At 74.6% G+C, this 26816-nt stretch carries 22 protein-coding genes and 1 pseudogene; 10 read left to right on the top strand and 13 right to left on the bottom strand.

The window, feature by feature from the left end; all coding sequences use genetic code 11:
* Positions 1–298: 298 nt before the first annotated feature.
* From OG389_RS04120 to dhaK, 9 genes and pseudogenes are all read right to left on the bottom strand, one after another.
* The gene (locus tag OG389_RS04120) at positions 299–1723 is read right to left on the bottom strand and encodes an APC family permease (protein ID WP_328297079.1); all 1425 of its coding nucleotides are present in this window, start codon (positions 1721–1723) and stop codon (positions 299–301) included.
* A 298-nt stretch (positions 1724–2021) separates the two neighbouring features.
* Positions 2022–2903, bottom strand: a complete 882-nt coding sequence (locus OG389_RS04115) for an STM4011 family radical SAM protein (RefSeq protein WP_328297078.1) — start codon at positions 2901–2903, stop codon at positions 2022–2024.
* 47 nt (positions 2904–2950) lie between these two features.
* Positions 2951–4279 (bottom strand): STM4012 family radical SAM protein, encoded by a 1329-nt coding sequence (locus OG389_RS04110; RefSeq protein ID WP_328297077.1) that lies wholly within the window; start codon positions 4277–4279, stop codon positions 2951–2953.
* Positions 4276–5094, bottom strand: coding sequence for an STM4013/SEN3800 family hydrolase (locus tag OG389_RS04105; protein WP_328303505.1), 819 nt, complete (start codon positions 5092–5094; stop codon positions 4276–4278). The genes OG389_RS04110 and OG389_RS04105 overlap by 4 nt, the downstream gene beginning before the upstream one ends.
* 1 nt (position 5095) lies before the next feature.
* Positions 5096–6241, bottom strand: a complete 1146-nt coding sequence (locus OG389_RS04100) for an STM4014 family protein (protein ID WP_328297076.1) — start codon at positions 6239–6241, stop codon at positions 5096–5098.
* Positions 6238–7188, bottom strand: a complete 951-nt coding sequence (locus tag OG389_RS04095) for an STM4015 family protein (protein ID WP_328297075.1) — start codon at positions 7186–7188, stop codon at positions 6238–6240. Before OG389_RS04095 ends, OG389_RS04100 begins: the two co-directional genes overlap by 4 nt.
* A gap of 160 nt (positions 7189–7348) precedes the next feature.
* Entirely contained in the window at positions 7349–7738 is a 390-nt protein-coding gene (locus OG389_RS04090; protein ID WP_443059413.1) for a PTS-dependent dihydroxyacetone kinase phosphotransferase subunit DhaM, read from the bottom strand.
* Between the two features lie 81 nt (positions 7739–7819).
* Positions 7820–8503: pseudogene (dhaL, locus tag OG389_RS04085) on the bottom strand (dihydroxyacetone kinase subunit DhaL); the annotation flags it as partial.
* Between the two features lie 57 nt (positions 8504–8560).
* Positions 8561–9559: a dihydroxyacetone kinase subunit DhaK gene (dhaK, locus tag OG389_RS04080; RefSeq protein WP_328297074.1), complete on the bottom strand. Its 999-nt coding sequence runs from the start codon at positions 9557–9559 to the stop codon at positions 8561–8563.
* Between the two features lie 271 nt (positions 9560–9830).
* Between dhaK and OG389_RS04075 the strand changes: the two genes are divergently transcribed.
* Positions 9831–10949 (top strand): glycerol dehydrogenase, encoded by a 1119-nt coding sequence (locus OG389_RS04075; RefSeq protein ID WP_328297073.1) that lies wholly within the window; start codon positions 9831–9833, stop codon positions 10947–10949.
* A gap of 19 nt (positions 10950–10968) precedes the next feature.
* On the opposite strand, the gene OG389_RS04070 is transcribed toward OG389_RS04075, so the two are convergent.
* Both OG389_RS04070 and OG389_RS04065 read right to left on the bottom strand, forming a co-directional pair.
* Positions 10969–13164, bottom strand: a complete 2196-nt coding sequence (locus tag OG389_RS04070) for a PP2C family protein-serine/threonine phosphatase (protein ID WP_328297072.1) — start codon at positions 13162–13164, stop codon at positions 10969–10971.
* Between the two features lie 119 nt (positions 13165–13283).
* A complete protein-coding gene (locus OG389_RS04065) occupies positions 13284–14714 on the bottom strand; it encodes an MFS transporter (protein ID WP_328303501.1) in 1431 nt (476 codons plus the stop codon).
* 162 nt (positions 14715–14876) lie between these two features.
* Here OG389_RS04065 and OG389_RS04060 point away from each other — a divergent pair, with 162 nt between their 5' ends.
* From OG389_RS04060 to OG389_RS04035, 6 genes are all read left to right on the top strand, one after another.
* Complete coding sequence (locus OG389_RS04060) at positions 14877–15800, top strand: LysR family transcriptional regulator (protein ID WP_328297071.1); 924 nt, start codon at positions 14877–14879, stop codon at positions 15798–15800.
* Between the two features lie 240 nt (positions 15801–16040).
* On the top strand, positions 16041–16268 hold the full coding sequence (locus OG389_RS04055; RefSeq protein ID WP_328297070.1) for a FeoA family protein: 228 nt from the start codon (positions 16041–16043) through the stop codon (positions 16266–16268).
* A complete protein-coding gene (feoB, locus tag OG389_RS04050; protein WP_328297069.1) occupies positions 16265–18379 on the top strand; it encodes a ferrous iron transport protein B in 2115 nt (704 codons plus the stop codon). Before OG389_RS04055 ends, feoB begins: the two co-directional genes overlap by 4 nt.
* A gap of 302 nt (positions 18380–18681) precedes the next feature.
* A complete protein-coding gene (locus tag OG389_RS04045) occupies positions 18682–18999 on the top strand; it encodes a helix-turn-helix domain-containing protein (RefSeq protein ID WP_328297068.1) in 318 nt (105 codons plus the stop codon).
* Between the two features lie 57 nt (positions 19000–19056).
* Entirely contained in the window at positions 19057–19830 is a 774-nt protein-coding gene (locus OG389_RS04040) for a hypothetical protein (RefSeq protein WP_328297067.1), read from the top strand.
* A gap of 110 nt (positions 19831–19940) precedes the next feature.
* Positions 19941–20660, top strand: a complete 720-nt coding sequence (locus OG389_RS04035) for a class I SAM-dependent methyltransferase (protein ID WP_328297066.1) — start codon at positions 19941–19943, stop codon at positions 20658–20660.
* A 49-nt stretch (positions 20661–20709) separates the two neighbouring features.
* Here OG389_RS04035 and OG389_RS04030 read toward each other — a convergent pair whose 3' ends face one another.
* Positions 20710–21627, bottom strand: coding sequence for an alpha/beta hydrolase (locus OG389_RS04030; RefSeq protein WP_328297065.1), 918 nt, complete (start codon positions 21625–21627; stop codon positions 20710–20712).
* Positions 21628–21835: 208 nt separating this feature from the next.
* Between OG389_RS04030 and tdh the strand changes: the two genes are divergently transcribed.
* From tdh to OG389_RS04015, 3 genes are all read left to right on the top strand, one after another.
* Positions 21836–22867 carry an L-threonine 3-dehydrogenase gene (gene tdh, locus OG389_RS04025; protein WP_328297064.1) on the top strand — a complete coding sequence of 344 codons (1032 nt, stop codon included), beginning with the start codon at positions 21836–21838 and terminating at the stop codon, positions 22865–22867.
* 123 nt (positions 22868–22990) lie between these two features.
* Complete coding sequence (locus OG389_RS04020; protein ID WP_328297063.1) at positions 22991–24202, top strand: glycine C-acetyltransferase; 1212 nt, start codon at positions 22991–22993, stop codon at positions 24200–24202.
* A 355-nt stretch (positions 24203–24557) separates the two neighbouring features.
* Complete coding sequence (locus OG389_RS04015; protein WP_328297062.1) at positions 24558–25472, top strand: LysR family transcriptional regulator; 915 nt, start codon at positions 24558–24560, stop codon at positions 25470–25472.
* Positions 25473–25932: 460 nt separating this feature from the next.
* Here OG389_RS04015 and OG389_RS04010 read toward each other — a convergent pair whose 3' ends face one another.
* Entirely contained in the window at positions 25933–26712 is a 780-nt protein-coding gene (locus OG389_RS04010) for a DeoR/GlpR family DNA-binding transcription regulator (protein WP_328297061.1), read from the bottom strand.
* Between the last annotated feature and the right edge of the window lie 104 nt (positions 26713–26816).

The following is a 26816-nucleotide window of genomic DNA, read 5'->3' as shown; positions in this document are numbered from 1 at the left end:
GACGAAAGGGGGCGCAGGGCAAGGCACCCGTTCCGCCATTCGGGACGGCGCCACGGCCCTCAGGGGCGGGGACCGGTCGCCGACCGGGCCCCCTCGCTCCTGGCGTCCCGCGGCCGACTCCGCGTACACGGGCGCGTAACCAGCCCTGAGCAGGGGGGAGTCGGGGATCCACGGTGCGGGAACTGTCCGCGAGGCCTCCGGACGGGAGACCGCCCCCGCACGCGGCGGGGGCGGGAGCGGGAACACGAACGGGGCCTCGGGTTCGAACCCGAGGCCCCGTTCGCACTGCCGGGCGGTGTTACAGCGCGGGAGCCGCGGCCGGAGCCGGGTTCTCCTCGTCCACCGGAATGCTGACCAGCCAGCGGGTGTCCTTGCGGGGACGCAGGTACAGCGCCCAGTACAGGGTGGCGACGGCGGTGATCCCGCCGGTCCACAGCAGGTACTGGGTGTCCTGCTGGGTCAGGATGTACGCGAACACCAGGATCAGCACGATCGGAACGGCCGGCCAGAGCGGCATCCGCCAGGCGGCGGTGTCGCGGTGCGCGCCGCGCCGGCTGAACAGCGCGGCCACCGCGACCAGCAGGTACATGCCGGTCACCGAGACGCCGGTGACCCCGTAGAGGGTGTCGAGGTTGACGAAGCACATCGCCGCACCCGGGACGCCGACGAGCAGGGTGGCCACCCACGGGGAGCCGAAGCGGCCGAGCCGCGAGAGAGCCGCGTTGACCGGCGCGGGCCACGCCTTGTCGCGGGCGGAGGCGAACAGCACCCGGGAGTTCTGGATGACCATGACGATGCCCGCGTTGACGATGGCGAGGGCCACGCAGAGGCTCACGAAGGTGCCGACGGCCGAGTTGGACCAGGCGGTCACCATGGTGCCGAGGTCACCGGAGGTCAGTGCGTCGAGGTCGGGGGCACCCATGGTGATGGCGATGACGGGGACCAGGATGACGGCGGTGGAGATGGCGAGGGTGGCGAGCACGGTGCGCGGGACGTTGCGGCGCGGGTGCTCGAGCTCCTCGGAGAGGTAGACGGCCGTCGAGAAGCCCTGGGTGATGAAGAGAGCGATGGCGAGCCCGGAGACGACCATCATCGCGGTGACGGTGGACGTGCCGCCGCCTTCCGCGGCCACGGAGCCGTGCACGAGGGCGCCGGCGCCCCGCTCGCTGTGGGCGAAGCCCAGTACCGCGACGAGCCCGGCCGCCACGACCTCCAGGACGAGGAAGATGCCGGTGATCCAGGCGTTGGCCCGCAGGTCGAGGAGACCGGCGAGGGTGGCGAGCAGCATCACACCGGCGCCGGCGGCCGGGGCCGGTACGTCGACCAGGGGGGCGAGGTAGTCGGCGGTGCCCATGGCGATCACGGGCGGCACGATCATCACGACCAGGAGGGAGAGCACGAACACCAGCCAGCCGGCGAGCCGCCCGGACATGGTGGACACCATCGCGTACTCGCCGCCGGCGCTGGGGATGAGGGTGCCCAGCTCCGAGTAGCAGAACGCGACGCCGATGCAGAGCAGCGAGCCGATCGCGATGGTGAGCGCGGTCCAGGTCCCGAGGCTGGCGAACAGGTCGGGCACGACGACGAAGAGGGTCGAGGCGGGCGTCACGCACGAAAGCGTCAGCAGGGTTCCGCCGACGACACCGATGGAACGCTTGAGCTTCTGGGGGACGGGTCCGGTCGCCGGGGCGAGGGCCTGAGGGGCGCTGATCGTGTCAGTCATCGGTGCGGTGTTCCGATCGGCAGATGCGGTGAGTGAGCGCGGGAGCGGTATCGCCTCCGGGGCGGTGGTGAGCAAGAGTGGTTCGGTGGCTCCCGGACCGTTATGCAATCTCTGCGAGATCCGCAGGTCAAGAGCTGTTCATGTGCGGATTCCATCGTCTGGGGCCGTGTCGGAGGCCGCCCGAGGCGTTAAGACCGCGTCAACGCTGCGCAATTACCGGGTGCGATAACCGCACGTGACCGTGGGTAAATTTCCTTCCGCTTTGCCCACCTGCCGCGCTCCCGTGTCCGTGTCCGGGTCACGGGAGCAGGGGGATCGTGCCCCGGAGACGCTCCGGGACGCGGGCCGGGACGCGTTCCAGTACGCCGCCCGCGAAGACGTCGTAGAGCGGGAGCGTCTCCAGGTGGACGTAGCCGATGTGGCAGTCGCAGACGGCCAGGGGGCAGGCGCGCGGGCGCAGGGCGGCGCGGTAGGAACCGTCGTAGAGGTTGCCGAGCTCCGCCTTCACGAAGTGGCAGCGGCGGACCGTCCCGGCGCCGTCCACCGAGACCACCGAGGCTCCCGTGCGGCACGGCAGGCCCGCCGAGCGGTGGGGGTGGCGGCTGAAGGGGAAGAGCGGGTCCAGGTCCGTCCAGGCGGCCGCCTCGGGCTCGGTGTACGTGTGCCCCTCGGCCGCGTTGATCCACAGGTAGATCCCGGGCGGCAGCGCGGCGCGCAGCCGGCGGGCCTCCGCGAGGTGCTCCGGCAGGCCGACCACGCCCACGCTGAACCGCACCTTTGCGGCCACCAGCTCCCGGCACTTGCCCAGGAAGCGGTCGTACGGGGTCTGCCCCGGGTGGTACGTGCACCACAGCGCGAGCGTGTCCGGATCGGCCTCGGCGGTCCAGCCGGTGCGGCCGCTCAGGTTGGTCTGGATCGCGACCCGGCGGACGTGCGGCAGGTGCGAGAGCTCCACGAGGGTGCGCCGGTACCAGGAGCGGACCAGGCCCTCGCCCCACGGGGTGAACAGGACGGACAGCCGGTCGCCGGTGTTCCCGGCGGCCCAGCCCGCGAACCGTTCCAGAGCGGCCCGGTCGGCCGTCAGCACCTCGCGGCTGTCGCGCCGCTTGGCGAAGGGGCAGTACGGGCAGTCGTAGTCGCAGGAGGACAGTGGACCCCGGTAGAGGACGGTCAGGTCCATCGGCCCCTGCTCCTGCCCCTGCCGCTCCGCCCGCACGGCCGGCCCCGTCACTTGCGCTCGTACGCGGCCATCGCGGCCCGCACGTCCGCCGAGAACAGCGCCGGGCCCACCGCGTCCGAGTGCGCCAGCCCCTCCGGGGTCAGCCGCAGCAGCTCCGCGTCGTCCACGAGCCAGCCGCGTTCCGCGAAGGCCGCCAGCTCCGCCGGGAAGTCCTCCCGCGGGCCGCTTCCGAACCGCTCCCGGTACTCCGGCACGGGCATTCCGCAGGCCTGCAGCAGGGACTGCAGCAGGTGGCGCCGCCGAGCCTCCCGCGCGTCGATCCACCGGCCGTGCTCGGCGCGCGCGAAGTCGGCCTCCGGGCGCCGCACGTAGTCGTCGACGATGCCGCGGATCCGGCTGGTGCCGACCGCGTAGTCGAAGGAATAGTGCAGCTGGGCCGTGTAGGAGCGGGCTCCGCAGCCCAGGCCGATCATGCCGTCCGTCTGGCAGGCGTGGTCCCCGGCGTCCTCCCCGGGAGCGCCGGCCCGGCGGAACATCCGCATCGACACCTGTTCGTACCCGGCGGCCAGCAGGTGGTCCCGTCCGGCCCGGTAGAGGCGCAGCCGCTGCTCGTCCCACCCGGCGGCCGAGGACTCCGCCGGACGGCGCCCCAGGCCCGTCAGGGGGCGCACGTAGAGCGGGTAGAGGTACAGCTCCTCCGGCCGCCACGCGAGGGCGGCGTCCAGCGAGTACCGCCAGCTCTCCTCGGTCTGCCCGTCGATGCCGTAGATCAGGTCGATGTTGAGCACCGGTATCGCCGCGTCCCGGACCCGCGCCAGGGCCGACTCCACGTCCGCGCGCTTCTGCGGGCGCACGGCGGAGCGGGCCTCGTCGGCCACGAAGCTCTGCACACCCAGGCTGAGCCGCGTCGTGCCCCGGTCGGCCAGGACGGCGAGCCGGTCCGCGGTGGTGGTGGACGGGGAGGCCTCCACCGACAGGGGTACCGCCCGCAGGTCGGAGCCGGCGCGTTTCTCCGCGATGTCGCAGAGCCGCTCCAGCTCGGACGCCGTCAGGAAGGTGGGGGTCCCGCCGCCGAAGGCCGCCGCCGCGAACCGCACGGGCTCCTCGTGGCCCAGCGCGTCCCGGACCGCCGTCGCCTGCCGCTCCAGCGCGTCGAGGTAGGCCGTGGTCAGGCCCTCCGGTGCGCCGATGCGGGTGAAAAGGTTGCAGAATCCGCAGCGCACCTCGCAGAACGGGACGTGGAGGTAGAGCGAGAGCGCGTCCTTGGGCTGCTCCGCCCACAGCCCGCGCAGCGCGGGCCGCCCCGGCAGCGGACGGTACGCCGTCTTGTGCGGGTAGGCGTAGACGTAACTCTCGTACGGGGTAGGGAGGTTCATCGGACGGCCGACTCCTTCTGGTTCAGGAAGAACTGCGCGTACGGGACCGTCCAGACCGCCTCGTGGGCGAGCCGGTGCCCGGTGTAGCCGTCGTCGCCGTACGTCGTCCCGTGGTCGGAGCAGACGATCGCGAAGCAGCGGCGCCGCGCGCGCACCGCGTCGAAGAGCCGTCCGATGTGCCGGTCCACGTACTCCAGCGCGGCCGCGTGCGTCTCCCAGGAGTCCCCGGCGGCCGCCGTCACGCCGGGTGAGTGGAACCAGTTGGGCTGGTGCATCGCCGACACGTTCAGGAAGAGGAACAGCCGCCGCTCGCGCGGCAGTCCGGCCACGATCCGCTCGGTGCGGTCCACCTGGGCCTCGAAGGAGTTCGGTGAGGCCACCCCGAACTCCGGCTCCCAGTGCGACTCCTGGAACATCCCCGGCAGTACGGAGCCCAGCGCGGCCGCCTTGTTGAAGAAGCCGGTGCCGCCCACGCACACGGTCCGGTACCCCGCGCCGGCCAGCCCCGACACCAGGTCCGGGGTGTCGAACACCCAGGTGGCGCCGGCGGTGGTCTCGCTGCCCGGGAACCGGGCGGCGAACAGTCGCGGATGCGGGCCCGGCCCGTCCGGGGTGGGCAGGAAGCCCGCGAACATGGCCTGGTGGGAGGCGTAGGTGAAACTCCCCGGCGCGTGCCGCCGTTCCCAGGCCCCGCCGGGCAGGTGCGCCGCCAGGTTCGGGATCCGCCCCTCTGCGGCCAGCCGCGCGGCGACGTCGTGGCGCAGGGTGTCGAGGGTGACGAGCAGGAGGTCGTCGCGGCCGACGACCTCGTTCATGTCAGGGGCGGGCGGGGGTGTGCGCATGGTGGTCCTGTCGTACGGCGGCCACCTGGGCCGCATAGGTGTCCTGGCCTTCGGCGGGTGAGCCGGGCAGCCCGGTCAGCCGGGGCAGCAGATCCCCGAACGCGTTGACCTCGCCGACGGCGAAGCTCCGCCAGCCCGTGGCGGGCAGCAGGTCGACGCCGACGCACAGGGTGCGCGGGAAGGCCGCCGCGGCCCGCTCGCAGACGGCGAGCACGTCCCGCTCCCAGTGGCGGCCGGCCGCGGTCACCGCGGTCGCGGCGGCGGCCAGATCGCCGCGCTCGCCGCCCAGATGGAGATTGGTCAGCGGTCCGCGCGCGGTGCGGACCACGGCGTGGCTGGCCCGGCCGCCGACGACGACCACCCGCAGATCGGCGGAGCGGCCCTGCTGGGAAGCCTTCGGCAGCCAGCGCTCGATGTGCAGCCCGTCGGGGGCGAGGGCGTCGACGATCGCGCCGATCACCCGCTCGTCCTCGTACCGCCGGATCCGGAGCGAGTTGTGCAGCGCCCCCGAAGCGGCCCGCTCCACGGAGGTGGTCGCCCGGATCCGGCCGCCCGCGCCCGTCTCGACGGCGAGCACTCCGGAGGCCGAGGACCCGTGCGCGAGCTTCACGAAGGCCCTGCGGAGGCCGGGACGGCCGAGCACCGCCCGCACCTCCTCCCAGCCGCGCACCGGGATGCGGACCGCGTCCGGGCCCGAGGTCGGGGAGGCCGGTACCGGGACTCCGGCGGCCGCGAGCCGGCCGTGGCAGAGCCGCTTGTCGAAGAGTACGGCGAGGTCGCCCGGATCGCTCAGCAGGCTGCCGCCGGCCGCCCGAACGCTCGCGCCCACCGAGTCCAGGACTCGAGTGAACCGGCGGTACCAGCGGCCGGTGCCCTCGACCCGGGTGGCGTCGGAGACCCCGCGCAGCAGCCGCTCCACCTCCGGGTCCTCGCCGGGCGAGTCGATCCGTACGCTCTCCCCGGCCCGGAAGACGGCCCGGCCCTCCAACACGTCCAGCCACGGCACCACCCGGGCCGCGGGCAGCCCGGCGGCGCGCACGGCCTCCTGGAAGAGGGAGATCCGGCGGTTGTCCGGATTGCCGACGACGGCGAAGGCGACGGCGGGAGCCGTACGGGTCACTCCGCCACCGCGATGTAGAGGTCCACGCCGTCCTTGTGGACGTCCGGGGTCTGGACGTCACCGAGGTCCAACTCCACGCCGTGCGGGGCCAGGGCGGCACGGAGCCGCTCCCGGAGCGGCTCACCGACGTAGTGGTGGTGCAGGTCGAGCTTGGTGAGATGGGTGAGCGGCTGGCCGGCCAGCAGCGCTTCGACACCCGCGTCCTCCAGGATGCCCATGGAGAGGTCGAGGACCTCCAGCCGCTCCACGACCGGAGCGGTGGCCAGCGCCGCCGCGATGTGGTTCTGGAGCTTGCTGTTGCGCAGCGCGAGCCGGCGCAGGGCGGGCAGCCGCTCGCCGCTCAGGAACGGCTCCAGGTCGCCGACCTCCGCGTCACCGCCGTAGTCGGGCGTGCCCAGCCACAGATCGAGCTCGTTGAGGGCGGGGAGATCGCTCTGGGCGACCCCACGCACCACCTCCTTGGGGAGCCCGCCGGTCTCGAGGCGCAGCACGCGCAGCGCCTCGTGCTTCAGGGGCGGGAACACCAGGCCGGATCCGCCGCGCACGCCGAACTCCTCGAGCGCGGGATAGGCCAGCAGCAAAGGGCTCACGTCCGACTGCGCGATCCAGGAGATCTCGCACTCCTCGGACGTGACGTCGCCGACGAACAGCGCCCGCAGCGCCGGGAACCCACCGGCGGCCCCGGCGAGCATCTCGACGATCCCGGCGCTGGAGGTTTCGTACGCCTCGGACCAGCCGCCCACGATCAGGGCCCGCACCCGACGGGTGTCCACGGTCCCGGTGAACCGGGCGAAGGCCTGCGGCCATTCCTCATCGGCGTCGTACACGTCCGCCGAGATCCGCCAGGCCACGGACCCGGCCCCGGGCAGCGCACGGGTGTCCTCGGGCCCGGGAAAGTCGAAGACGGGCAGGCCGCCCAGCTCGCTCAGGTGGTTCCCCATGGTCATGCGCGCTGCTCCTGACGGTGTGGTGGGCGGTCGCCGGCCGTGCGTGTGCTCCGACAACAGTTCTACCAAGCCCCACCGACAACACCCGCCGGATCAGCGCTGTCCGGGCCGGGCGAGCTTGCGCAGCCGGTCCGCCGAGCGCCCTCCCCGCGGCTTCCGGTCAGCGCTTGCGGTAGCCGCGCGCGTCCTCGGCGGCGGCCAGCACGGCATCGAGGTCGCCGCCGACGGCCGAGGTCAGCGTGATGGCAACGGCGCCCTCGAGGAACGGCGCGTCCACGATCCGGGCGCCTTCGGGCAGTTGCGAGGGCTCCTCGCCGAGCAGGGACTTCACCGTCAGTACCGCGCTGCCCATGTCGCACAGCACCGCCACCCCCCGGCCCTCGTCCACCGACCGGGCGGCGGCCGTGATCAGCTCCGCGCTGGTGCCGATCCCGCCGTCCGGGGTGCCGCCCGCCACCGCGAGGGGAGCCGGCTCGACCGAGCCGAGCAGCGCGCCCGACAGCGCGGCCACCGACTCCGCGACGGCCTTGCTGTGCGAGACCAGGACCACCCCGACCCGGCCCGTACGGGACTTCGGTGCCTGGCGCTCCACCGGGGACGGGTCGGCGGCCGGCTCCACGGGCACGGGTTCCGCCTCGGCGGCGTCCACCGCGCTGCGCAGCGCCTCCATCAGCAGGGCCACGGAGTTGGCCCCGGCGTCCTGGTGGCCGACGCTGCGCTCGCCGAGGTAACTGGCCCGGCCCTTGCGGGCTTCGAGACCCTCGGTGGAGTCGGCGCCCGCGCGGGCCGCCGAGACGGCCTCGTCCAGGGCCTCGCGCAGCGGCCGGTCAGCCCCGGCGGCCTCGGACAGGGCGGCCACGGCCGGGGCCAGCGCGTCCACCAGCGTGGCGTCACCGATCTCGGCGCCGCCCAGCTTCTGCACCGACCGCAGCCCGGCGCCGAGGGCGGCGCCCAGTTCCAGGAGGCTCGGCGCCCCGGTGTCGCCGAGCACCTTGCCGGTGCGGCGCAGTGCGGTGCCGAACAGCGGCCCGGAGGCGCCGCCCACCGTGTTGGTCAGGGTGGTGCCGGCCAGGGTCAGCAGGGCTCCGGGAGTGGCGGGCCGTTGCTCGGCGACGGCCGCGGCGACGGCTCCGAAGCCCCGTACGAGATTGGCCCCGTGGTCCCCGTCACCGATGACCGCGTCCAGTTCGGTGAGGCGCGCGCTGTCCCGTCGTACGAGCCGGTTGGTCTCGGCGATCCAGCGGCGGAAGTAGGCGGTGTCCAGCGCGGGCGTGGCCGCGTGCGGGGTGCTCGGTGCGGCCGGCGTGGCGGTCATGGGGGATGGCTCCTGGGTGTGTGTCGTCATCGTCGTCGGGGAATGGGCGGGACGGGGTCAGCGGCCCCAGCGCAGGGACGGGGTGTCCACCGGCGCGTCCCACAGGCGCAGCAGCTCGTCGTCGGCGCGGCACAGGGTGAGGGTGCAGCCGGCCATGTCCAGGCTGGTGACGTAGTTGCCGACAAGGGAGCGGGCCACGGTGATCCCACGCTCGTCGAGCACGCGCTGGACCTCCGCGCGCATGATGTAGAGCTCTACCGGCGGGGTTCCGCCCAGGCCGTTGACGAGCAGGATGACGGGGGCGCCGGAGGCCTCGGGGAGGTCGTCGAGGATCGCGTCGAGCATCACCTCGGCGGTCGCGGCGGCGGTCATGAGCCCCCGGCGCTCGCGGCCGGGTTCGCCGTGGATGCCGATGCCCAGCTCGATCTCGCCCTCGCCGAGGGTGAAGTTCGGGCTGCCCTTGGCGGGGGTGGTGCAGGAGGTCAGGGCGACGCCGTAGCTGCGCGAGTTCTCGTTGACCTTGCGGGCGACCGCGGCGACCTCGGCGAGCGGGGCGCCCTCCTCGGCGAGCGCGCCCGCGATCTTCTCCACGAAGAGGGTGGCGCCGGTGCCGCGACGGCCCGGGCCGTTCGCGGTTCGGGCCACGGCCACGTCGTCGTCCACGACGACCTGCTCGACCTTGACGCCCTCGTCCTCGCAGTCCTCCGCGGCCATCGTGAAGTTGAGGATGTCGCCCGTGTAGTTCTTCACGACGTGCAGGACGCCCGCGCCCTCGTCGACCGCGCAGGTGGCGCGCGCGATGTTGTCCGGCACCGGGGAGGTGAACACCGGGCCGGCCACGGCCGCCGCCAGCATGCCGCGCCCGACGAACCCGGCGTGCAGCGGCTCGTGCCCGCTGCCGCCGCCCGACAGCACCGCGACCTTGCCGGCCGGCTGCCCGGCGGCCCGCGTGACGATGCCCCTCTCCGCCTCGACGCGGAGCCCCGGGTGAGCGGCCGCCATTCCGCGCAGTGCGTCGGCGACGACGCTCTCGGGGGAATTGATGAGCTTCTTCACGGGGCCTCTTTCCTGAGCGCCGGTCTGGAGCGGAAATTGGAATTGCGGGACGGTATTAACTGGGCGCCGTCACCGATCCGCCGCAGTGTCCGGGGTACTTGGCTGGAACATTACGCGGGCGGACCCGCGGGTCGAGCCGGGTCCTTGGTCCCGGATACGGTCGCGGAAAGGCCCCTTCGTAAGGGGTTCCGTGCGAATCTCGGGCACACCCGGAATCCGTGATAGGGATGAATGAGCAAGCGGAAATGAATTCGCTATGAGGAGGATTGACGTGAAGACCGTCGGTACCCGCATGATGATCAGCCCGCCGAAGTACGTGCAGGGCGCCGGAGCGATGAACGACCTGGGCGAGCACACCTCCCGCCTCGGGACGAACGCCGTCGTCCTGGCGGACAAGGGCGTCTGGGGCTTCGTCGACACGGCCGTCACCGCCTCCCTCACCGCCGCCGGGGTCAAGCTGACCAAGGAGGTCTTCGGCGGGCTCTGCACCCAGAAGGAGATCGACCGGGTCGCCGCGGCCGCCGGGGCGGCGGGCGCGGACGTCATCATCGGCATCGGCGGCGGCACCGCCATCGACACCGCGAAGGCCGTCGGCCACGCGCTGGGCGACATCGCCGTCGTGTCCGCCCCTACCGTCGCCTCCACCGACGCGCCGACCAGCGCGCTCGCCGTCATCTACACCGAGGAGGGTGCCTTCGAGCGCTACTCCTTCTTCCAGCGCAACCCCAACCTCGTCCTCGTCGACACCGCCCTCGTGGCGGGTGCGCCGAGTCGTTTCATCGTCTCCGGCATGGGTGACGCGCTCGCCACCTGGTACGAGGCACGGGTCTGCGTAGCCGCCAACCGCGTCGCCATGGCCGGGGGCCTCGCCACCGAGGCCAGCCTGGCGCTCGCCCGGCTGTGCTGGGAGACGCTGATGGAGTACGGCCCCCAGGCCCGGCTGGCCGCCGAGGCGCACGTGGTCACCCCGGCGCTGGAGAAGGTCACCGAGGCCAACACCCTGCTCTCCGGGCTCGGGTTCGAGTCCTGCGGCCTCGCCGCGGCGCACGGGATCCACAACGGGCTGACCGTCTCGCACAAGGTGCACGGCATGATGCACGGCGAGAAGGTCAACATCGGCACCCTCGCCCAGCTGGTCCTGGAAGGCGCCCCGACCGAGGAGCTGGACACCTACCTGCGCTTCAGCCGCGCGGTCGGGCTGCCCACCACCCTCGCCGGGATCGGCCTCGTCGACCCGGACCGCGCGGAGCTCCTCGCCATCGGGCGGGCGGCCACCGCGGAGGGCGAGACCACGCACAACATGCCGTTCCCCGTCACCCCGGACATGGTCGCGGACGCCCTGATCGCGGGCGACGCGTATGCCCGCGCGACCGCCGGGAAGCACTGCTGAGCGGTCTGCCCGAGGCCCCTCACAGGTGCCGGGTCCCCTCCGGCGCGGCCGGCCGGGACGCCAGTAGGAGGGCGATGTCGTCCGGCCGGTCGGTGGAGTTGCCGGCCTCGGCGACCAGCCGGTCCGCCGTCTCCGTCAGCGGGGCGGGACCGGCGGCCGCCAGCGAGGCCCGGAGCCGTTCCACCCCTTCGTCGATGTCCGTGCCCGGGATCTCCACCAGCCCGTCGGTGTACAGGGCGAGCACCGCACCCTGTTCGACCGTGAACCGTGCGACCGGATAGTCGGCCGCGGCGTCGATGCCGAGCACCATGCCGCCCGGCAGGTCCAGCACCTCGGTCCGGCCGCCCGGATGCCGCAGCAGTGGCTGGGGGTGTCCGGCGCGGACGGCGAGGGCGAGGCCCGTCGCCGGGTCGAGCAGGACGTAGCAGCAACTGGCGAACTGGCCCGGGTCCAAGTCGATGAGCAGCCGGTTCGTGCCGCGCACCACCTGCTCCGGCATATTGTCACTGAGAACGAACGCTCGTACCGCACTGCGCAGTTGGCCCATGGTGGCGGCCGCCGCCACCCCGTGGCCCTGGACGTCGCCGATGACCAGCGCGATACGCCCGGCGCCCCCGTCGAGGACGTCGTACCAGTCGCCGCCGACGTCCATCCCGGCCGTGCCGGGCAGGTACCGTCCGACCGTGGCCACGTGCTCGCGCACCGGCAGCCGGTGCGGCAGCAGAGCCGACTGCAGGCCGCGGGCCAGCGCCGCCTCGGTGTCGTAGCGCCGCGCCCGCTCCAGGGCCTGGGCGATCAGCCCGGCCAGCGCCGTGAGCACCGTACGCTCCTCCGGGCTGAACCCGCGCGGAGCGTCGAAGCCGAGGATGCACGAGCCGACCGGCCGGCCGGAGGCGATCAGCGGGAGGAAGGCACGGGCCCCGAGGTGGGCGTCCAGCGGGATCCCCGGATAGGCGGCCGCCAGGTGCTGCATCGACTCGAAGAACAGCGGCCGGCCCGAGGTGAGGGTGTCCACGCCCGGCAGCCGCACGTCCAGCGCGACCCCGTCGAACCGGTCGAGGAACCCCTTCGGGAAGCCGGTCTCCCAGGCCAGGTGGAGATGGCCCTCACCGAGCAGGTAGATCGCCAACTGGCGTCCGCCGAACGCCGGGAGCAGTTCCTCGGTGACCACCGCCGACACCTGCCGGGCCGTCACCGCCTCGCTCAGAGCGATCGCCAGGGCCACCGGCCGGTACAGGGCCGAAGCCCGGTCGGCGGGTGAACCGATACCGGGGGAGCCGGGCAGGCCCGCGCCGGGCCGCACCACCGATTCCGGCGCGTACGCCGGTGGTTCGACCGCGGCGACGGTGACGGTGACCCCGTCGGCTCCGGGGTGCAGCCCGACGGACAGCCACTGCTGCGGCAGGGGCGGCCGGCTCCGGGAGAGCTGGAAGTGCACCGGGGCGGGGGACAGGAACGCGGCCCGGAAGTGGTCCTCGTAGGCGGGGTGGCCGAGCCAGGGCAGGGCGTCCCACAGCATCCGCCCGCACAGTTCCCTCCCCCCGGCGCCGAGCAGGGTCGCGGCCGTGGAACGGGCGACGGCGTTGGCGAACCCGATCAGGCCCTGCCGGTCCACGGACAGCACGGCCAGGTCCAGCCGGTCCACGGCCGCGCGGGCGCCCTCCGCCGGATCGGACCCGGGACCGGACCCGGGCACGCACACGGGGTCGTCCTCCCACGTCACGAGGGCCCCTGCCGCAGCGATCGCGGACAGCTCCCCGGCCAGCCGGTCCGCCACCGCGCGCAGCCGCCTGCGGTCGCCGGCGCCGACCGGGACCCCGGGTGTGGCCCGGCGCAGGACCACGAGGACGCCGTAGCGCTCCCGGCCGCGGGCCACCGGTTCGTAGAGCGAGCCGAAGGGGAACGGCAGTCCGGCCATCAGCTGGGGGAAGCGCCGCATCGACGACTCGGCGTCGGGAAGGTGTACGGACTGCCCGGAGCGGTACGCCTCGGTGACGGGGTACGGGCGGTTCATGTGCATCCGCCACCAGGGGCGGAACAGTGGCCCGGGGATTCCGGTCAGGGCCGCCATCCGCAGCAGTCCCTCGGTGCCGGAGCGCAGGTAGACCGCGCCCGCGTACGCGCCGGCGGCCCCCGCGGCATCGAGAGCGGCCCGCGCGAGCACTCGGGCCGTGGCGTCGGCGACGGGGCCGCCGGCTTCCGGTCTCGCCGTCATCCCTTCAGGATGCCCCCGGGGAGACGCCCGCGCACGCCCGTTCGGACGCCTCGGGCAGTGCCTGCGCACGCTCCGCTCGGGATGCCCGGGGCAGGGACCGCGGGCCCCCTCAGGCCGCCTCAGGCCCCTGGCCCGGCCCCGGCCGGAGTCCGGTCCCGGTAGCCCGCCACCACCGCGACCGCCGCCAGCAGCAGGACCGCGGCCACCGTGCGCAGCGCCGTCCCCATGGCGTCCGTGAACGCCGTGACCTGCGCCGCTTCGTGCGGCACCCCGTGGAAGCGGGAGGCCAGCACCGTGCCGACCACCGCCACCCCGAGGGCCGCGCCGATCTCGCGGGCCGCGGTGTTCAGGCCGGAGCCCAGTCCCGCCTGGTGCGCGGGCAGCTCGGCCACCACGGTCAGGGTCAGCGCGGGCGCGCACAGCCCGGTGCCGACCGACAGCACCAGCAGGTAGAGGGCATAGAGGGCGTACGGGGTGCCCGCGTCGGCGGTGGAGACCAGGAGCAGACCGCCGCCGATCAGGCCGAGCCCGGCCCCGACGGGCAGCCGGGGCCCGGTGCGCTCCTGGAGCCGGGCCCCGAACCTGGGCACCAGTGCCATGCCGATGGTCAGCGGCACGATCGCGAAGCCGGTCCGGGCGGGGGAGAAGCCCTTGGCGTACTGGAGGTACTGGGCGTTGACGAAGAACAGCGAGAACAGCCCGAAGAAGGCGGCGCCGATGCCGAGCGCCCCGGCGCGCAGCCTGCGCGAGGCGAAGACCCGCGGGTCCAGCAGCGGCCGGCCGGCGCGCAGAGCGTAGGCGATGAAGGCGGCGAGCAGCGCCGCGCCCGCGCCGAAGGCACCCAGGACGCGCCCCGAGCCCCAGCCGTACGAGGGCCCCTCGATGATCGCGTAGACCACCGCGAAGAGCGCCCCCGCGAGCAGGGCCGCCCCCGCCGGGTCGACGGCGGCGTCGGCGCGCGCGGCCGTACGGGGTACCGTGCGGGCCACCGCGAGCGCGAGCAGCAGTGCGAGCGGGACCACGCCCCAGAACAGGGCCCGCCAGGTCAGGAACTCCCCGGCGAGGCCGCCGCCGACGTTGCCCGCCAGGCCCCCGAGGCCCGCCGCCAGCGTCCACGTGGCCAGGGCCCGTCCCCGCCGCTCCGGCGGGGAGAGGTGGACCAGGACCGACATCGTGGCGGGCATGATCAGGGCCGCTCCGGCACCGCACAGCCCGCGCCCGGCGATCAGCACGGCCGGGCCCGCGGCGAGCGCGCTGAGCGCCCCGCCCGCGGCGAACAGGGCGAGTCCGGCCAGCAGGGCGCCCTTGCGGCCGTAGCGGTCGCCGAGCGCCCCGGCCGGGATCAGCAGCGCGGCGAAGACGATGACGTACGCGTCGACGGTCCAGAGCAGCTGCTCGGACGTGGGGCGCAGACCGGATGCGGCGAGCTGCGGGATCAGCAGGTTGACGGCCGCGACCATGCCCTGGGCGACCAGGACGCAGGCGCACAGCACCAGCAGCGCGGCGCGGGTGAGCGTGGGGGTGGGCGTGCGGGTGGGGGTGGGAGCCAGGGCGGTGGTGGCGCCGGCGGTGGGGCCGGGGTCTGCGGTCGGTTCCCGCTTGAGGGCACGGCGGAGCACGGCTCCTCCTCGGAGTCGGTGGGGCGGTTGGGGTGTGCTCTCACCGTAGGGTTGGGGTGACCTGCTTTCCAGTGCAAGTTATGCAAGGGATCCATGCGTGTGACGCAATCCAACGCCTCCGGCCTCGATCTGAACCTCCTCGTCGCCCTGGACGTCCTCCTCGAGGAGTCGAGCGTGTCCCGGGCCGCTGCCCGCCTGCACCTGTCCGAGCCGGCGATGAGTCGCACCCTCGGCCGGATCCGCAAGGCGCTCGGCGATCCCGTCCTGGTCCGGGCCGGGCGCACCATGGTTCCGACTCCGCACGCCCTCGCCGTCCAGGGCGAGGTCCGGGCCGTCGTGGAGCGGGCCCGCGCGCTCTTCCTGGCCGGCGGCCGGCTCGACCTGGCGACCCTGACCCGCACCTTCACCGTGCTGGCCAACGAATCCTTCACCGCCGTCTTCGGCGCGGCCCTCTTCGGCCGGGTCGCCCGGGAGGCGCCGGGGGTGCGGCTGCGCTTCCTGGCGGAGAGCCACATCGACGTACCGGCGCTGCGCGAGGGCGTGGCAGACCTGGAACTCGGCATGATCGACACGCGTTCGCCGGAGGTCCGGACCGAACACCTCGTCGACGAGCGCATGATGGCCGTCGCACGCTCCGGTCACCCCCTGCTGCGCGGACGGCTCACCGCCCGCCGGTTCGCCGCCGCCCAACACCTGATCGCCTCCCGGCGCGGGCGCCTGGAGGGCCCGGTGGACACGGCGCTCGCCGGACTGGGGCTCACCCGGCGGGTGGTGGGGAGCGTCGGCACCTTCCCCACCTCCCTCTTCGTGCTCCGCGAGACCGACCTCGTGGGCCTGATCACCGGCCAGGCCGCGCCGCTCGCGAAGCAGTTGGGGCTGGAGGTCTTCGAGATCCCCCTCGAACTGCCGCCGCTGCCCTTCGGCATGGCCTGGCATCCGCGCCACGACGCCGATCCCGCGCACGCCTGGCTGCGCGACTGCGCCCGCGCGCTGATGACGAGGGGCGCGCGGGGGTAGGGGGAGCGCGGGGCCGGGGAGCGCGGGGCCACGGCATGCGGCGCGCCGGGCCGTGGCGCGCCGCCCCGCCCCCGCTTCCGCCCCCACCGCCCCGGACCGGAATCGGCTGATCGGCCGATCGGCCGAGGGTGAGCCGGGACCGGAGGGCTGAAAGTCCTTGCGGATCAGGGACTTTGCCCGGCTGCCGGACCGCCTGCGACTGCTTAGGTTTGGCTAAGTGGAGTCGAAGAAGGAGGTCCGGTGCCGTCGCTCAACGACAGCCGTCCCGGGACGACCGTACGCATCACGGGGATAGACCCCGGTCAGGCCGGCGGAAGCCGGCGCAGGCTCCTGGAGTTCGGCTTCGTGCCGGGCGCCGATGTCACGGTGATCGCCAGGGGCGCCACCGGGGGCCTGCTCGTCGGGCTCGGTGACACCCGGGTGGCGCTCGACTCCCGTACCGCCGGCCGGCTGAGGTGGGTCCGATGAGCTGTCACGGCACGGAGGGCGGCGCGACGGCGACCCTGGAGCGGAGCGCCGGCACCCCGTTCGTCGTCCTCGTCGGCAATCCGAACGTCGGCAAGTCGACCCTCTTCAACGCCCTCACCGGCGCCCACCAGCGCGTCGGCAACTGGCCGGGCAAGACCGTCTCCGTCGCCCAGGGCGACTGGCGCACACCGGCCGGCCGCCACCTGCGCGTCGCCGACCTGCCCGGCTCGTACAGCCTGCTGCCCGACTCCCCGGACGAGGCCCTGGTGCGCGACGTGCTGACCGCGCCGGAGGGGGAGCGGCCCGACGCGGTGGTCTTCGCCCTCGACGCGGCCAACCCGGCCCGCAACCTGTACCTGCTCTCGCAGCTCCTCGACACCGACATCCCCGTCGTGGTCGCGCTCACCATGACCGACGTCGCCGCCCGGCGCGGCACGGTCATCGCGCCGGACGCGCTGGCCCGCGAGCTCGCGCTGCCCGTCGTACCGGTGGAGGGGCGCGGCGGGACCGGGCTGGACCTGCTCGCGGACGCCGTCCGTGATCTGCTGGACGCGGAGCGTACGCCGCCCGCGCGGGCCACCGGCTGGGTCGCCGGATCACCCGTGGCCCAAGAGCTGGCAGCCCTCGTGGAGCTGTCCCGGGCGCAGACCGCGCACCCGGCGCGGTGGCTCGCCGTCAGCCTGCTCTGCGGGGAGGAGCCGCCCCGGGTGCCGGCCGCCCTGGCCGGGCGGGCCCGGGCGGCCGCGGACCGCCTCGCCGCGGCGGCCGGGGACGCGGACACCGACGCCGAACTCCTCGTCGCCGAGGCCCGCTACGCCTGGGCGCACGCCGTCATCGAACGCGCGGCGCCCCGTCCGGCGGGAGCCCGGCCCACCCTCACCGACCGGGTGGACCGGCTGCTGCTGTCCCGCGTCTTCGGCATCCCGTTCTTCCTCGCCGTGATGTGGGGCGTCTTCCAGGCCACCACCGTCCTGGCCAAACCCCTCCAGGACGGCCTCGGCGACTTCGTCTCCGGACCCGTCAGCAGCGGGGCCGACCGGCTCCTGGAAGCCGTCCACGCACCCGGCTGGGTGACCGGCCTGCTCGTCGACGGCCTGATCAACGGAGTGGGCCAGCTGCTCACCTTCGTTCCGTTGATGATCATCATGTTCCTGCTGCTGGCCCTGCTGGAGGACTCCGGCTACTTCGCCCGCGCCGCCTTCGTCGCCGACCGTCTGATGCGCACCCTGCGGCTGCCCGGCCGCGCCTTCCTGCCGCTCGTCGTCGGCTTCGGCTGCAACGTGCCCGCCCTCGCCGGCACCCGGATCCTCAACCGCCGCTCGCACCGGCTGCTGGTCGGCCTGCTCATCCCGTACATGAGCTGCACCGCCCGCCTCGCCGTCTACGTGATGATCGCGGGCGTCTTCTTCGGCTCGAACTCCGGCACCGTCGTCTTCCTCCTCTACGTCGGCTCCGTGCTGCTGGTCGTCGGCATGGGCCTGATCCTGCGGCCCCTGCTCTTCAAGGACATGAAGGAGGAACCGCTCGTCCTGGAGCTGCCCCCCTACCGGCTGCCCACCCTGCGGGTCACCGGCGCCCAGGTCTGGCAGAAGCTCTCCGCGTTCCTGCGCACCGCCGGGGGCATCATCGTGGCCACCGCGGCCGCCGTCTGGCTGCTGATGGCCGTCCCGGCCGGAGCCGGCCACGGCGGGTTCGGCAAGGTCGACGTCGAACAGAGCGTCTTCGGTACGGTCACCCGCGCGGCGGCGCCCCTCGCCGCCCCGGCCGGCTTCGGCGACTGGCACGCGACGGCGGCGCTCGGCACCGGGCTGATCGCGAAGGAGGGCGTGATCTCCACCCTCGCGCAGACCTACTCGGCGGAGGAGGACGGCGATCCGAGGCTGACCTCGAGCCTGCACGCCACCTTCGAGGAATCCTCCGGCGGGCATCAGGAGGCCGCCGCGCTGGCCTTCCTGGTCTTCGTCCTCGCCTACACCCCGTGCATGGCCACCCTGGCCGCGCAGCGGGCCGAGATCGGCACCCGGCTGACCGTCATCGGCTTCGGCATCCAGCTGGCGGCGGCCTGGCTGCTGGCCACCGGCGTCTTCCAGATCGCGAGGCTGGTGTGGTGAGCGGGGCCGGTGGGCCCGGCCGGTCCGGGTCTGGGGCCGGGCCCGCGTCCGGGGCTGGTGCGGCCGGTGCCGGTGGGTGCGGGCGGACTGGCGGGGCTGGGGCCGGTGTGGCTGGCGTCGGTGGGAGCGGGTGGACCGCCGGCGGGTCTGGGCCCGCGTCCGGGGTTGGTGCGGCCGGCGCCGGCGCCGGTGGGACCGGTCGGACTGACGGCTCCGGGTCCGGGTCTTCCGGGACCGGCGTGGCCGGCGTCGGGCGGACCGGCGGGACTGGTGGGACCGGCGGGCCCCACCGGACTTCCGCCGTGAGCGAGCCCGGCATGCTGCGCAGGCTGCTGCGTGCCTTCGAGGAGGCCGCCCCCGGCGAGGGGCTCGCGCGGATCGCCGACCGGCTGGGCATCGGCCGGGCCGAGGCGGCCGACCTCGCCGCGTACTGGGTCCGCAAGGGACGGCTGCGGCGCGAGGAGATAGGCGGCCGTGACTGCGGCGGCTGCCCCGCCGCCGCACGCTCCTGCACGGCATGCCCCGGGAGCGGCCCCGAGCCGGGCGGCACGGCCGCTACGGCGCGGCCGGTGCTCGTCGCGCTGAGCCCCGTACGCCCCGCAGATCCCACGCGCTCCTAGCCCCGGCCCCGGCCCCGGTCCAGGTCCCGGGCCCTTGCTCCGGTCTCGGTCCCGCCCTTGGCCCTGCCCTGGTCTGGGCCCCTGGCTCCGGCCCCGGCCCGGCCCTGGCTCCGGCCCCGGCCCGGCCCTGGCTCCGGCCCCGGCCCGGCCCTGGCTCCGGCCCTGGCTCCGGCCCTGGCTCCGGCCCCGGCCCGGCCCTGGCTCCGGCCCTGGCTCCGGCCCCGGCCCGGCCCTGGCTCCGGCCCCGGCCCGGCCCTGGCTCCGGCCCCGGCCCGGCCCTGGCTCCGGCCCCGGCCCGGCCCTGGCTCCGGCCCTGGCTCCGGCCCCGGCCCGGCCCCGGCCCGGCCCTGGCTCCGGCCCCGGCCCGGCCCTGGCTCCGGCCCCGGCCCGGCCCTGGCTCCGGCCCTGGCTCCGGCCCCGGCCCGGCCCTGGCTCCGGCCCCGGCCCGGCCCTGGCTCCGGCCCCGGCCCGGCCCTGGCTCCGGCCCCGGCCCGGCCCTGGCTCCGGCCCTGGCTCCGGCCCCGGCCCGGCCCCGGCCCGGTCCTGGCCCCGGTCCTGGCCCTGGCCCCGGTCCCGGTCCCGGTCCTGGCCCCGGTCCCGGTCCGGGTCCTGGCCCCGGTCCCGGTCCTGGCCCCGGTCCTGGCCCCGGTCCCGGTCCCGGTCCCGGTCCTGGCCCCGGTCCTGGCCCCGGTCCCGGTCCCGGTCCTGGCCCCGGTCCCGGTCCCGGTCCTGGCCCCGGTCCTGGCCCCGGCCCCGGCCCCGGCCCCGGTCCTCGTCCCGGTCCCGCGGGACGTACGCGCTGCGAAGGCGCCGGTCCCACAGGTCGCGTGAGCCGCGTACGCCCCGTACGCCGTACCGACTGACCCGAACGCCTCCCCCGTCCGGGGGAGGTCCGGCGCCGGGAACGTCCCCGGGCACCCCGTACGGGCAGGCTTGCGCACATGCGACAGCAGTACGACACGTCAACGCCCCCGCCGGCCTTCTCGGTGGCCGATGCCTTCACCCTGGCCACGGCGCTGGACGCCCTCGGTGGGGTCCGCGGTCTCGACACCCTCGACGTGGCCTGCGGGCACGGCACCACCACCCGGATGCTGGCGAGCGGCGGGGCCCGCCGGGCGGTGGGCGTCGACAGCTGCCCCGAGCGCATCCGGCGGGCCCGGGAGGGCGGGGGCGACCCCGCGCACACCGGCGCGGTCGAGTACGTCGTCGCGGAAACGGCCGGCCTGCCGGCGCTGGGCCCGTTCGACCTGGCCACCGCCGTGTACGTGTTCAACCAGGCCCACGACCGGACGGCCCTGCACGCCATGTTCCGGGCGGTACGCGCCAACCTGCGTCCCGGCGGGCGGCTCCTGGCCGTCGTGCCGAACCCCGGGGCCTTCCCGTACGCGGACTGGGAGCCCTACGGCATCAGCGTCGTCGAGCGGGCTCCGGGCGGCGACGCGCCGCTGCTGCGGGCCCGGCTGGAGACCGACCCGCCGGTCCCCTTCGAGTGCCGCGAATGGGCCCACGCCGACTTCGCGGAGGCCGCCGCCGACGCGGGCTTCGCCACCGTCGCCTGGCAGCCGACCCGGACCCCGCCGGCCTGCGCGGTCCGGGACGAGACGTACTGGGCCCGCTACCGCACGGCCCCCGTCGGCTCCCTGATGAACTGCGTGGCCTGACGGGGCCGGCCGGCCCCCGTCTGCCCCGACCAACACGTCCCGGGACGGCTCAGGCCTCCGAAGCCGCGGCGCGGACCAGCTCCACGATCCGGTCGCGGGCCGCCCTGCCCTCCGGCAGGGGCAGCAGCGGGTACACGTGCGGCAGCCCCGGCTCCTCGTGGAACTCCACCTCGGCGCCGGCCGCCCGCGCCCGGCTCAGCAGCTCGCGGCTGTCGGTCGTCAGGACGTCCCGGGTACCGGTGAACACCGTCATCGGGGCCAGCCCGGCGAACGACCCGTGCAGCGGGCTCACCCGGGGGTCGTCGGCCGTCAGGTTGCCCGCGTACAGCCGCCCGGCCTCCCGCAGTCCGGGGCGGGCCAGCATCGGGTCGCCCGCCTCGATGGCCGCCTGGTCGGGGTGGCTCATGGACACGTCCAGCCAGGGGGAGATGAGTACGATCCGGGACGGCTGCGCCCCGGTGCGCTCGCGCAGCCGCTGGGCCGCGGCCAGCGCCAGCCCCGCGCCGGCGGAATCCCCGATGAGCACCGTGCCGCCGTCACCGTCGCCGCCGCTCGCGATCAGCCCGCTGAGCAGATCGGCGGCGACCGGGACGGTCCGGTCCGCGGTTCCGCGCGGGGCGAGGATGTACGCCGGTACGACGACCCGCGCCCGTGCCTGCGTGACCAGGGTCCGGATCAGCGCCCAGTGGGGCCGGACCAGTTCGTTGATGTACCCGCCGCCGTGCACGTACAGCACCCGCGCGGCCGGTGCGGCCCCGAGCGGCGCGACGTCGTACACCGGCCAGGCCCCGACGAAGGTCCGGGAGACCTCCGCGACCCGGCCCAGGGAGCGCGGCGGCAGATGGGACGCGGGCCGCCGGGCCGACTCGGCCACCCGGCTTCGGACCGCCTCGGCGCTGCCGAACCGTCTTCGCCGTCCCGCCGCGATCAGCGCGACCGAAAGCGCCCTGCTGCGCAGACTCGGCACGCCCCTCACCTCCCCATTCCCGGCCCGGACCACTCCCCGGCCCCTGCCCGACACCCCAGGAGCATAGGCGTGAAGCTGGGCTGTGGACCCGCTTAAGAAATCCTCGATGGACTGATCACCCCGCAGGTCGGCAGATTGGTGACCGTCCGAACGCTGCCGGGCCTCCGCGCCCCGTAGCGCTCCCTTCCGCATGCCTGGAGCCACCCCCATGAAGGCACTCGTCAAGCACAAGGCCGAGCCCGGGCTGTGGCTGATGGACGTTCCCGAGCCCGAGTACGGCCCCGGCGACGTGCTGATCAAGGTGCTGCGCACCGGCATCTGCGGAACCGACCTGCACATCCGCTCCTGGGACGGCTGGGCGCAGGGCGCGGTCAAGACCCCGCTCGTGCTCGGTCACGAGTTCGTCGGCGAGGTGGCGGCGCTCGGCGCGGGCGTGACGGGCATCGAGATCGGCGCGCTGGTCAGCGGCGAGGGCCACCTGGTGTGCGGCACGTGCCGCAACTGCCTGGCCGGCCGCCGTCACCTGTGCCGCAGCACGATCGGGCTCGGGGTGGGACGCGACGGCGCCTTCGCCGAGTACGTGGTGCTGCCCGCGCAGAACGTGTGGGTGCACCGCACCGCGGTCGACCTCGACGTCGCGGCGATCTTCGACCCGTTCGGCAACGCCGTGCACACCGCGCTCTCCTTCCCGCTGGTCGGCGAGGACGTGCTCATCACCGGCGCGGGTCCGATCGGGATCATGGCGGCGGCCGTGGCCCGGCACGCCGGCGCGCGCAACGTCGTCATCACCGACGTCAGCCCCGAGCGCCTGGAGATCGCCCGAAAGGCTGGCGCCACGCTCGCGCTGGACGTCTCGAAGGCGACGATCGCCGACGCGCAGGCGCAGCTGGGGCTGCGCGAGGGCTTCGACGTCGGCCTGGAGATGTCCGGCCGCGGCGAGGCCATGCGCGACATGATCGACAACATGACGCACGGCGGCCGGATCGCGATGCTGGGCCTGCCGGCGCAGGACTTCGCGGTCGACTGGGCCAAGGTCGTCACCTCGATGATCACGATCAAGGGCATCTACGGCCGCGAGATGTTCGAGACCTGGTACGCGATGACCGTGCTGCTCGAGGGCGGGCTCGACCTCAGCCCCGTCATCACCGGTCGGTACGCCTACGGGGACTTCGAGGCCGCGTTCGACGAGGCGGCGACCGCCCGCAGCGGCAAGATCATCCTGGACTGGTCGCAGGCGTAACGGCGCCCGCGGCCCCACCGACCATTTCCCTCCGGCCGGGCCCCGCACCACCCTCCCCCCCCTCCGCGGGGCCCGGCCCCCTCCTTCTCCTTCCGGCGCACCGGCAGAAAGAGAGCACCGCACATGTTCGAGACCGTCCGCGACGACCTCCGCACCACCCTCGACGAGATCCGCGCCGCCGGCCTGCACAAGCCGGAGCGTGTCATCGGCACCCCGCAGAACGCCGCCGTCGCGGTGACCTCGGGCGGCACCGCCGGTGAGGTGCTCAACTTCTGCGCCAACAACTACCTCGGCCTCGCCGACCACCCCGAGGTCGTCACCGCCGCGAAGGAGGCCCTGGACCGCTGGGGCTACGGAATGGCCTCCGTACGCTTCATCTGCGGTACGCAGGAGGTGCACAAGGAGCTGGAGGCGCGGCTCTCCGCCTTCCTCGGCCAGGAGGACACGATCCTCTACTCCTCCTGCTTCGACGCCAACGGCGGAGTCTTCGAGACCATCCTCGGTCCCGAGGACGCGGTCATCTCCGACGCCCTCAACCACGCCTCGATCATCGACGGCATCCGTCTGTCCAAGGCCCGCCGCCTGCGGTACGCCAACCGCGACCTGGCCGAGCTGGAAACCCGGCTCAAGGAGTCGCAGGACGCCCGCCGCCGGCTCATCGTCACCGACGGCGTGTTCTCCATGGACGGCTACGTCGCCCCGCTCGCGGAGATCTGCGACCTCGCGGACCGCTACGACGCCATGGTCATGGTCGACGACTCGCACGCCGTCGGCTTCGTCGGCCCCGGCGGCCGCGGCACCCCCGAGCTGCACGGGGTCATGGACCGGGTGGACATCATCACCGGCACCCTCGGCAAGGCGCTGGGCGGAGCCTCCGGCGGCTATGTCGCGGCGCGCGCCGAGATCGTCGAGCTGCTGCGCCAGCGCTCGCGCCCGTACCTCTTCTCCAACTCCCTCGCCCCGGTCATCGCGGCCGCCTCCCTGAAGGTCCTCGACCTGCTGGAGTCGGCCGGGGACCTGCGCGAGCAGCTCGCCGCGAACACCGCGCTCTTCCGTACGAAGATGACCGAGGCCGGCTTCGAGATCCTGCCCGGCGACCACGCGATCGCCCCCGTCATGATCGGCGACGCGGCGGAGGCGGCCAGGATGGCGGAGCTGCTGCTGGAGCGCGGGGTCTACGTGATCGGCTTCTCCTACCCGGTGGTGCCGATGGGCGCGGCGCGGATCCGCGTGCAGCTCTCGGCGGCCCACTCGACGGCCGACGTGGAGCGCGCGGTGGCGGCCTTCATCGACGCCCGCTCGGCCCTGGCGACCTCGCCGACCGCCAAGGCCTGACCCCGGCCACCGCCCCGCCCGGTCCGAGCAACACCTCCGGGCGGGCCCTGGTGCGCGTGCCCGCCCGGCCGTGCCCGCCGGGCGGATCGTGCCCGGTCGTACCTGTCGGGCTCCGAGGCCTGATCCCCGGCGAGGACTCCGGTCCGGTCCGATACGGTGCGGGGCTCCCGGACCCGGCCGCCCTCGGTCGTGTGTGCCCGGCCGGGGCCGGGACGGCTCGGTGGGGCGTCGGGAGCGCATGCTTGGGCCGGTGTCCGACCGGGTCTCGAGTGCGGTTCGTGATCTTGGTGGCGGCGGGCTTCGGGTCGATCGCGGTGCGGCCCGTGCCGAGTCCGCGAGCTGCGAGAATGGCAGGGTGATCGACCCCCGCCGGCTGCGCATCCTGCGGGCCGTGGCGGACCACCGTACGGTGACCGCCGCTGCCGCAGCCCTCTACCTCACCCCCTCCGCCGTCTCCCAGCAGCTCGCGGCGCTGGAGCAGGAGACGGGGCACGCACTGCTGACCCGCAGCGGCCGGGGCGTACGGCTCACCGCGGCCGGCGAGATCCTCCTCGGGCACGCCCACGAGGTCTTGGCGCAGCTGGAGCGGGCCGAGGCCGAACTCGCCGCCTACGCGGGCGGTTCGGCGGGCGCCGTCACCGTGGCGGCCTTCGCCACCGGCATCGCCGAGGTCCTGGCCCCGGCCATCGCCCGGCTCGCCGTCGAACACCCCGGGATCCGGCTGCGCGTACGCGACGCGGAGGGCGACCAGAGCCTGCCGCTGCTGCTCGACGGCGAGGCGGACGTGGCGCTGGCCGTCGAGTACCGGGGCGCCCCCGGAGCCGGCGACGGCCGGCTGTCCGTGCTCCCGCTGTACGCGGAACCCTTCGACGCGGTCCTGCCCGCCGGGCACCCCCTCGGCGACCTGCCCGAGGTGCCGCTGGCCAACCTCTCGGACGCGGACTGGGTGGGCCAGTACCCCGGCAATCCCTGCCACGACGTCATGCAGCTCGCCTGTGAACTCGCGGGCTTCCAGCCCCGGCTGGTGCACTCCTCCGACGACTTCCGGGCCGTGGTCGCCCTGGTCGGCGCGGGCGCCGGTGTCGCGCTGGTGCCCCGCTCGGCGCTGCGCGGCATGGAGCTCAAGGGGGTCCAGGTCCGGCCCGTGGCCGGTCCGGCGGCGACCCGCCGTGTCTTCGCCGCCACCCGGCGCGGCGCGGAGACGCATCCGCTGATCGCCCCGGTCCTGGCGGCACTGGCCCGCGAGGCGGGCCGTCTCCCCACGCACTGAGCAGGTCCGCGACCCGCCGCCGGCGGGCGTATCCGCTGGATCCGACGTATCCGACCGTGCGTACGGAACACCCGTCCCGGCCGGCTGACCGGCCCCACCACCAGGGGGCAGCGGGCCGGGCCCCACCGTTTCCGTCAGGCTGGGTGGCCCAATACAGGAAGGAGCCGCCGCGCACCGAGGACGTACGGCCCGACGGGCTGACCGAGCGGCTGGCGCGGCGGGCCGATCGCCAACCTGGTCGGCAACGCGGTGAATCCGCCTCCGGGGGCACGGCGCGGGTGGAGACAGGGGAGCCCGACGGGCTCACCGTCGTCGAGGTGTGCGACGGCGGGCCGGGAATCCCGGCGGGGACCACCCGTTCGCCTTCGACCGCTTCCACCGGTCCCCGGCCGGCCACGCCCTGCCCCGTGGCGTCCTGCTGCGGGTCCTGCCCCCGACGGCGCCGCCGGCGCGGAGCCGCTCAGACGCGGATGACCTCCACGCCCGCCGCCTCGAAGGCCCCGGCGACCGACGGGGACAGGCCGGTGTCCGTCACCAGGACGTCCACCGCGTCCGTCGCCACGATGCGGGCGAAGGCGCGGACGCCCAGCTTGCTGGAGTCGGCCGCGATCACCACACGGCGGGCCCGCTCGCAGAGCAGCCGGTTCATGGCCGCCTCGTCCTCGTGGCGGGTGGCGGCTCCGTCGGCCGGGTCGAAGGCGTCCACCCCGACGACGGCGGTGTCCACGGAGAGCTGGCCGAGCACCTCCATCGCCAGCGGGCCGGTGAGCTCGTAGGACTGGGGCCGGGCCACGCCGCCCGTCAGCACGATCTTGAACTGCGGTCTGATGACCAGCTCTCCCGCGATGTTCAGGGCGTTGGTGACCACGGTGAGGGCGGGGGAGCCGGTGGCGAGGTCGGGCCGGGCGGCCAGGGCCCGCGCCACCTCGGTGGTCGTGGTGCCGCCGGTCAGCCCGATCACCTCACCGGGGACGATCAGCGCCGCGACGGTCTCGCTGATGCGCCGCTTCTCCGCGGCCCGGCGCGAGGTCCGGTAGCGCAGGGGGAGTTCGTACGAGACCCCGTGCAGGACGGCGCCGCCGCGCGTACGGACCAGCAGCTGCTGTTCGGCGAGCTGGTCGAGGTCGCGCCGGATGGTGGCGGCGGACACGCCGAGGGCCTCCGCGGCGGGCTCCACCTCCAGCTCGCCCCGCTCCACCAGCAGGTCCAGCAGTGTCTGCCAGCGTTCCTTGCGGGTCATCGGCCGCCCCTTCGGTCTTGGCGTCGGTCTCGGCTTCGGTCGTCGCCTGATTGTTCGCGTCGATGGTCTCTCTTGGCCTACGCGTCGACATTAACGCAGGAGAT

The sequence above is a fragment of the Streptomyces sp. NBC_00435 genome, from assembly GCF_036014235.1.
In the GTDB taxonomy this organism is placed as follows: Bacteria; Actinomycetota; Actinomycetes; order Streptomycetales; family Streptomycetaceae; genus Streptomyces.
This window is presented reverse-complemented; position numbering and strand designations above follow the sequence as displayed.

Coding starts and splice junctions, on each gene's coding strand:
- OG389_RS04095 (WP_328297075.1), bottom strand. CDS start 7,188: ATGACCATGGGGAACCACCTGAGCGAGCTGGGCGGCCTGCCCGTCTTC.
- OG389_RS04120 (WP_328297079.1), bottom strand. CDS start 1,723: ATGACTGACACGATCAGCGCCCCTCAGGCCCTCGCCCCGGCGACCGGA.
- tdh (WP_328297064.1), top strand. CDS start 21,836: ATGAAGGCACTCGTCAAGCACAAGGCCGAGCCCGGGCTGTGGCTGATG.
- OG389_RS04105 (WP_328303505.1), bottom strand. CDS start 5,094: ATGAACGAGGTCGTCGGCCGCGACGACCTCCTGCTCGTCACCCTCGAC.
- OG389_RS04110 (WP_328297077.1), bottom strand. CDS start 4,279: ATGAACCTCCCTACCCCGTACGAGAGTTACGTCTACGCCTACCCGCAC.
- OG389_RS04020 (WP_328297063.1), top strand. CDS start 22,991: ATGTTCGAGACCGTCCGCGACGACCTCCGCACCACCCTCGACGAGATC.
- OG389_RS04010 (WP_328297061.1), bottom strand. CDS start 26,712: ATGACCCGCAAGGAACGCTGGCAGACACTGCTGGACCTGCTGGTGGAG.
- OG389_RS04070 (WP_328297072.1), bottom strand. CDS start 13,164: ATGACGGCGAGACCGGAAGCCGGCGGCCCCGTCGCCGACGCCACGGCC.
- OG389_RS04035 (WP_328297066.1), top strand. CDS start 19,941: ATGCGACAGCAGTACGACACGTCAACGCCCCCGCCGGCCTTCTCGGTG.
- feoB (WP_328297069.1), top strand. CDS start 16,265: ATGAGCTGTCACGGCACGGAGGGCGGCGCGACGGCGACCCTGGAGCGG.
- OG389_RS04060 (WP_328297071.1), top strand. CDS start 14,877: ATGCGTGTGACGCAATCCAACGCCTCCGGCCTCGATCTGAACCTCCTC.
- OG389_RS04115 (WP_328297078.1), bottom strand. CDS start 2,903: ATGGACCTGACCGTCCTCTACCGGGGTCCACTGTCCTCCTGCGACTAC.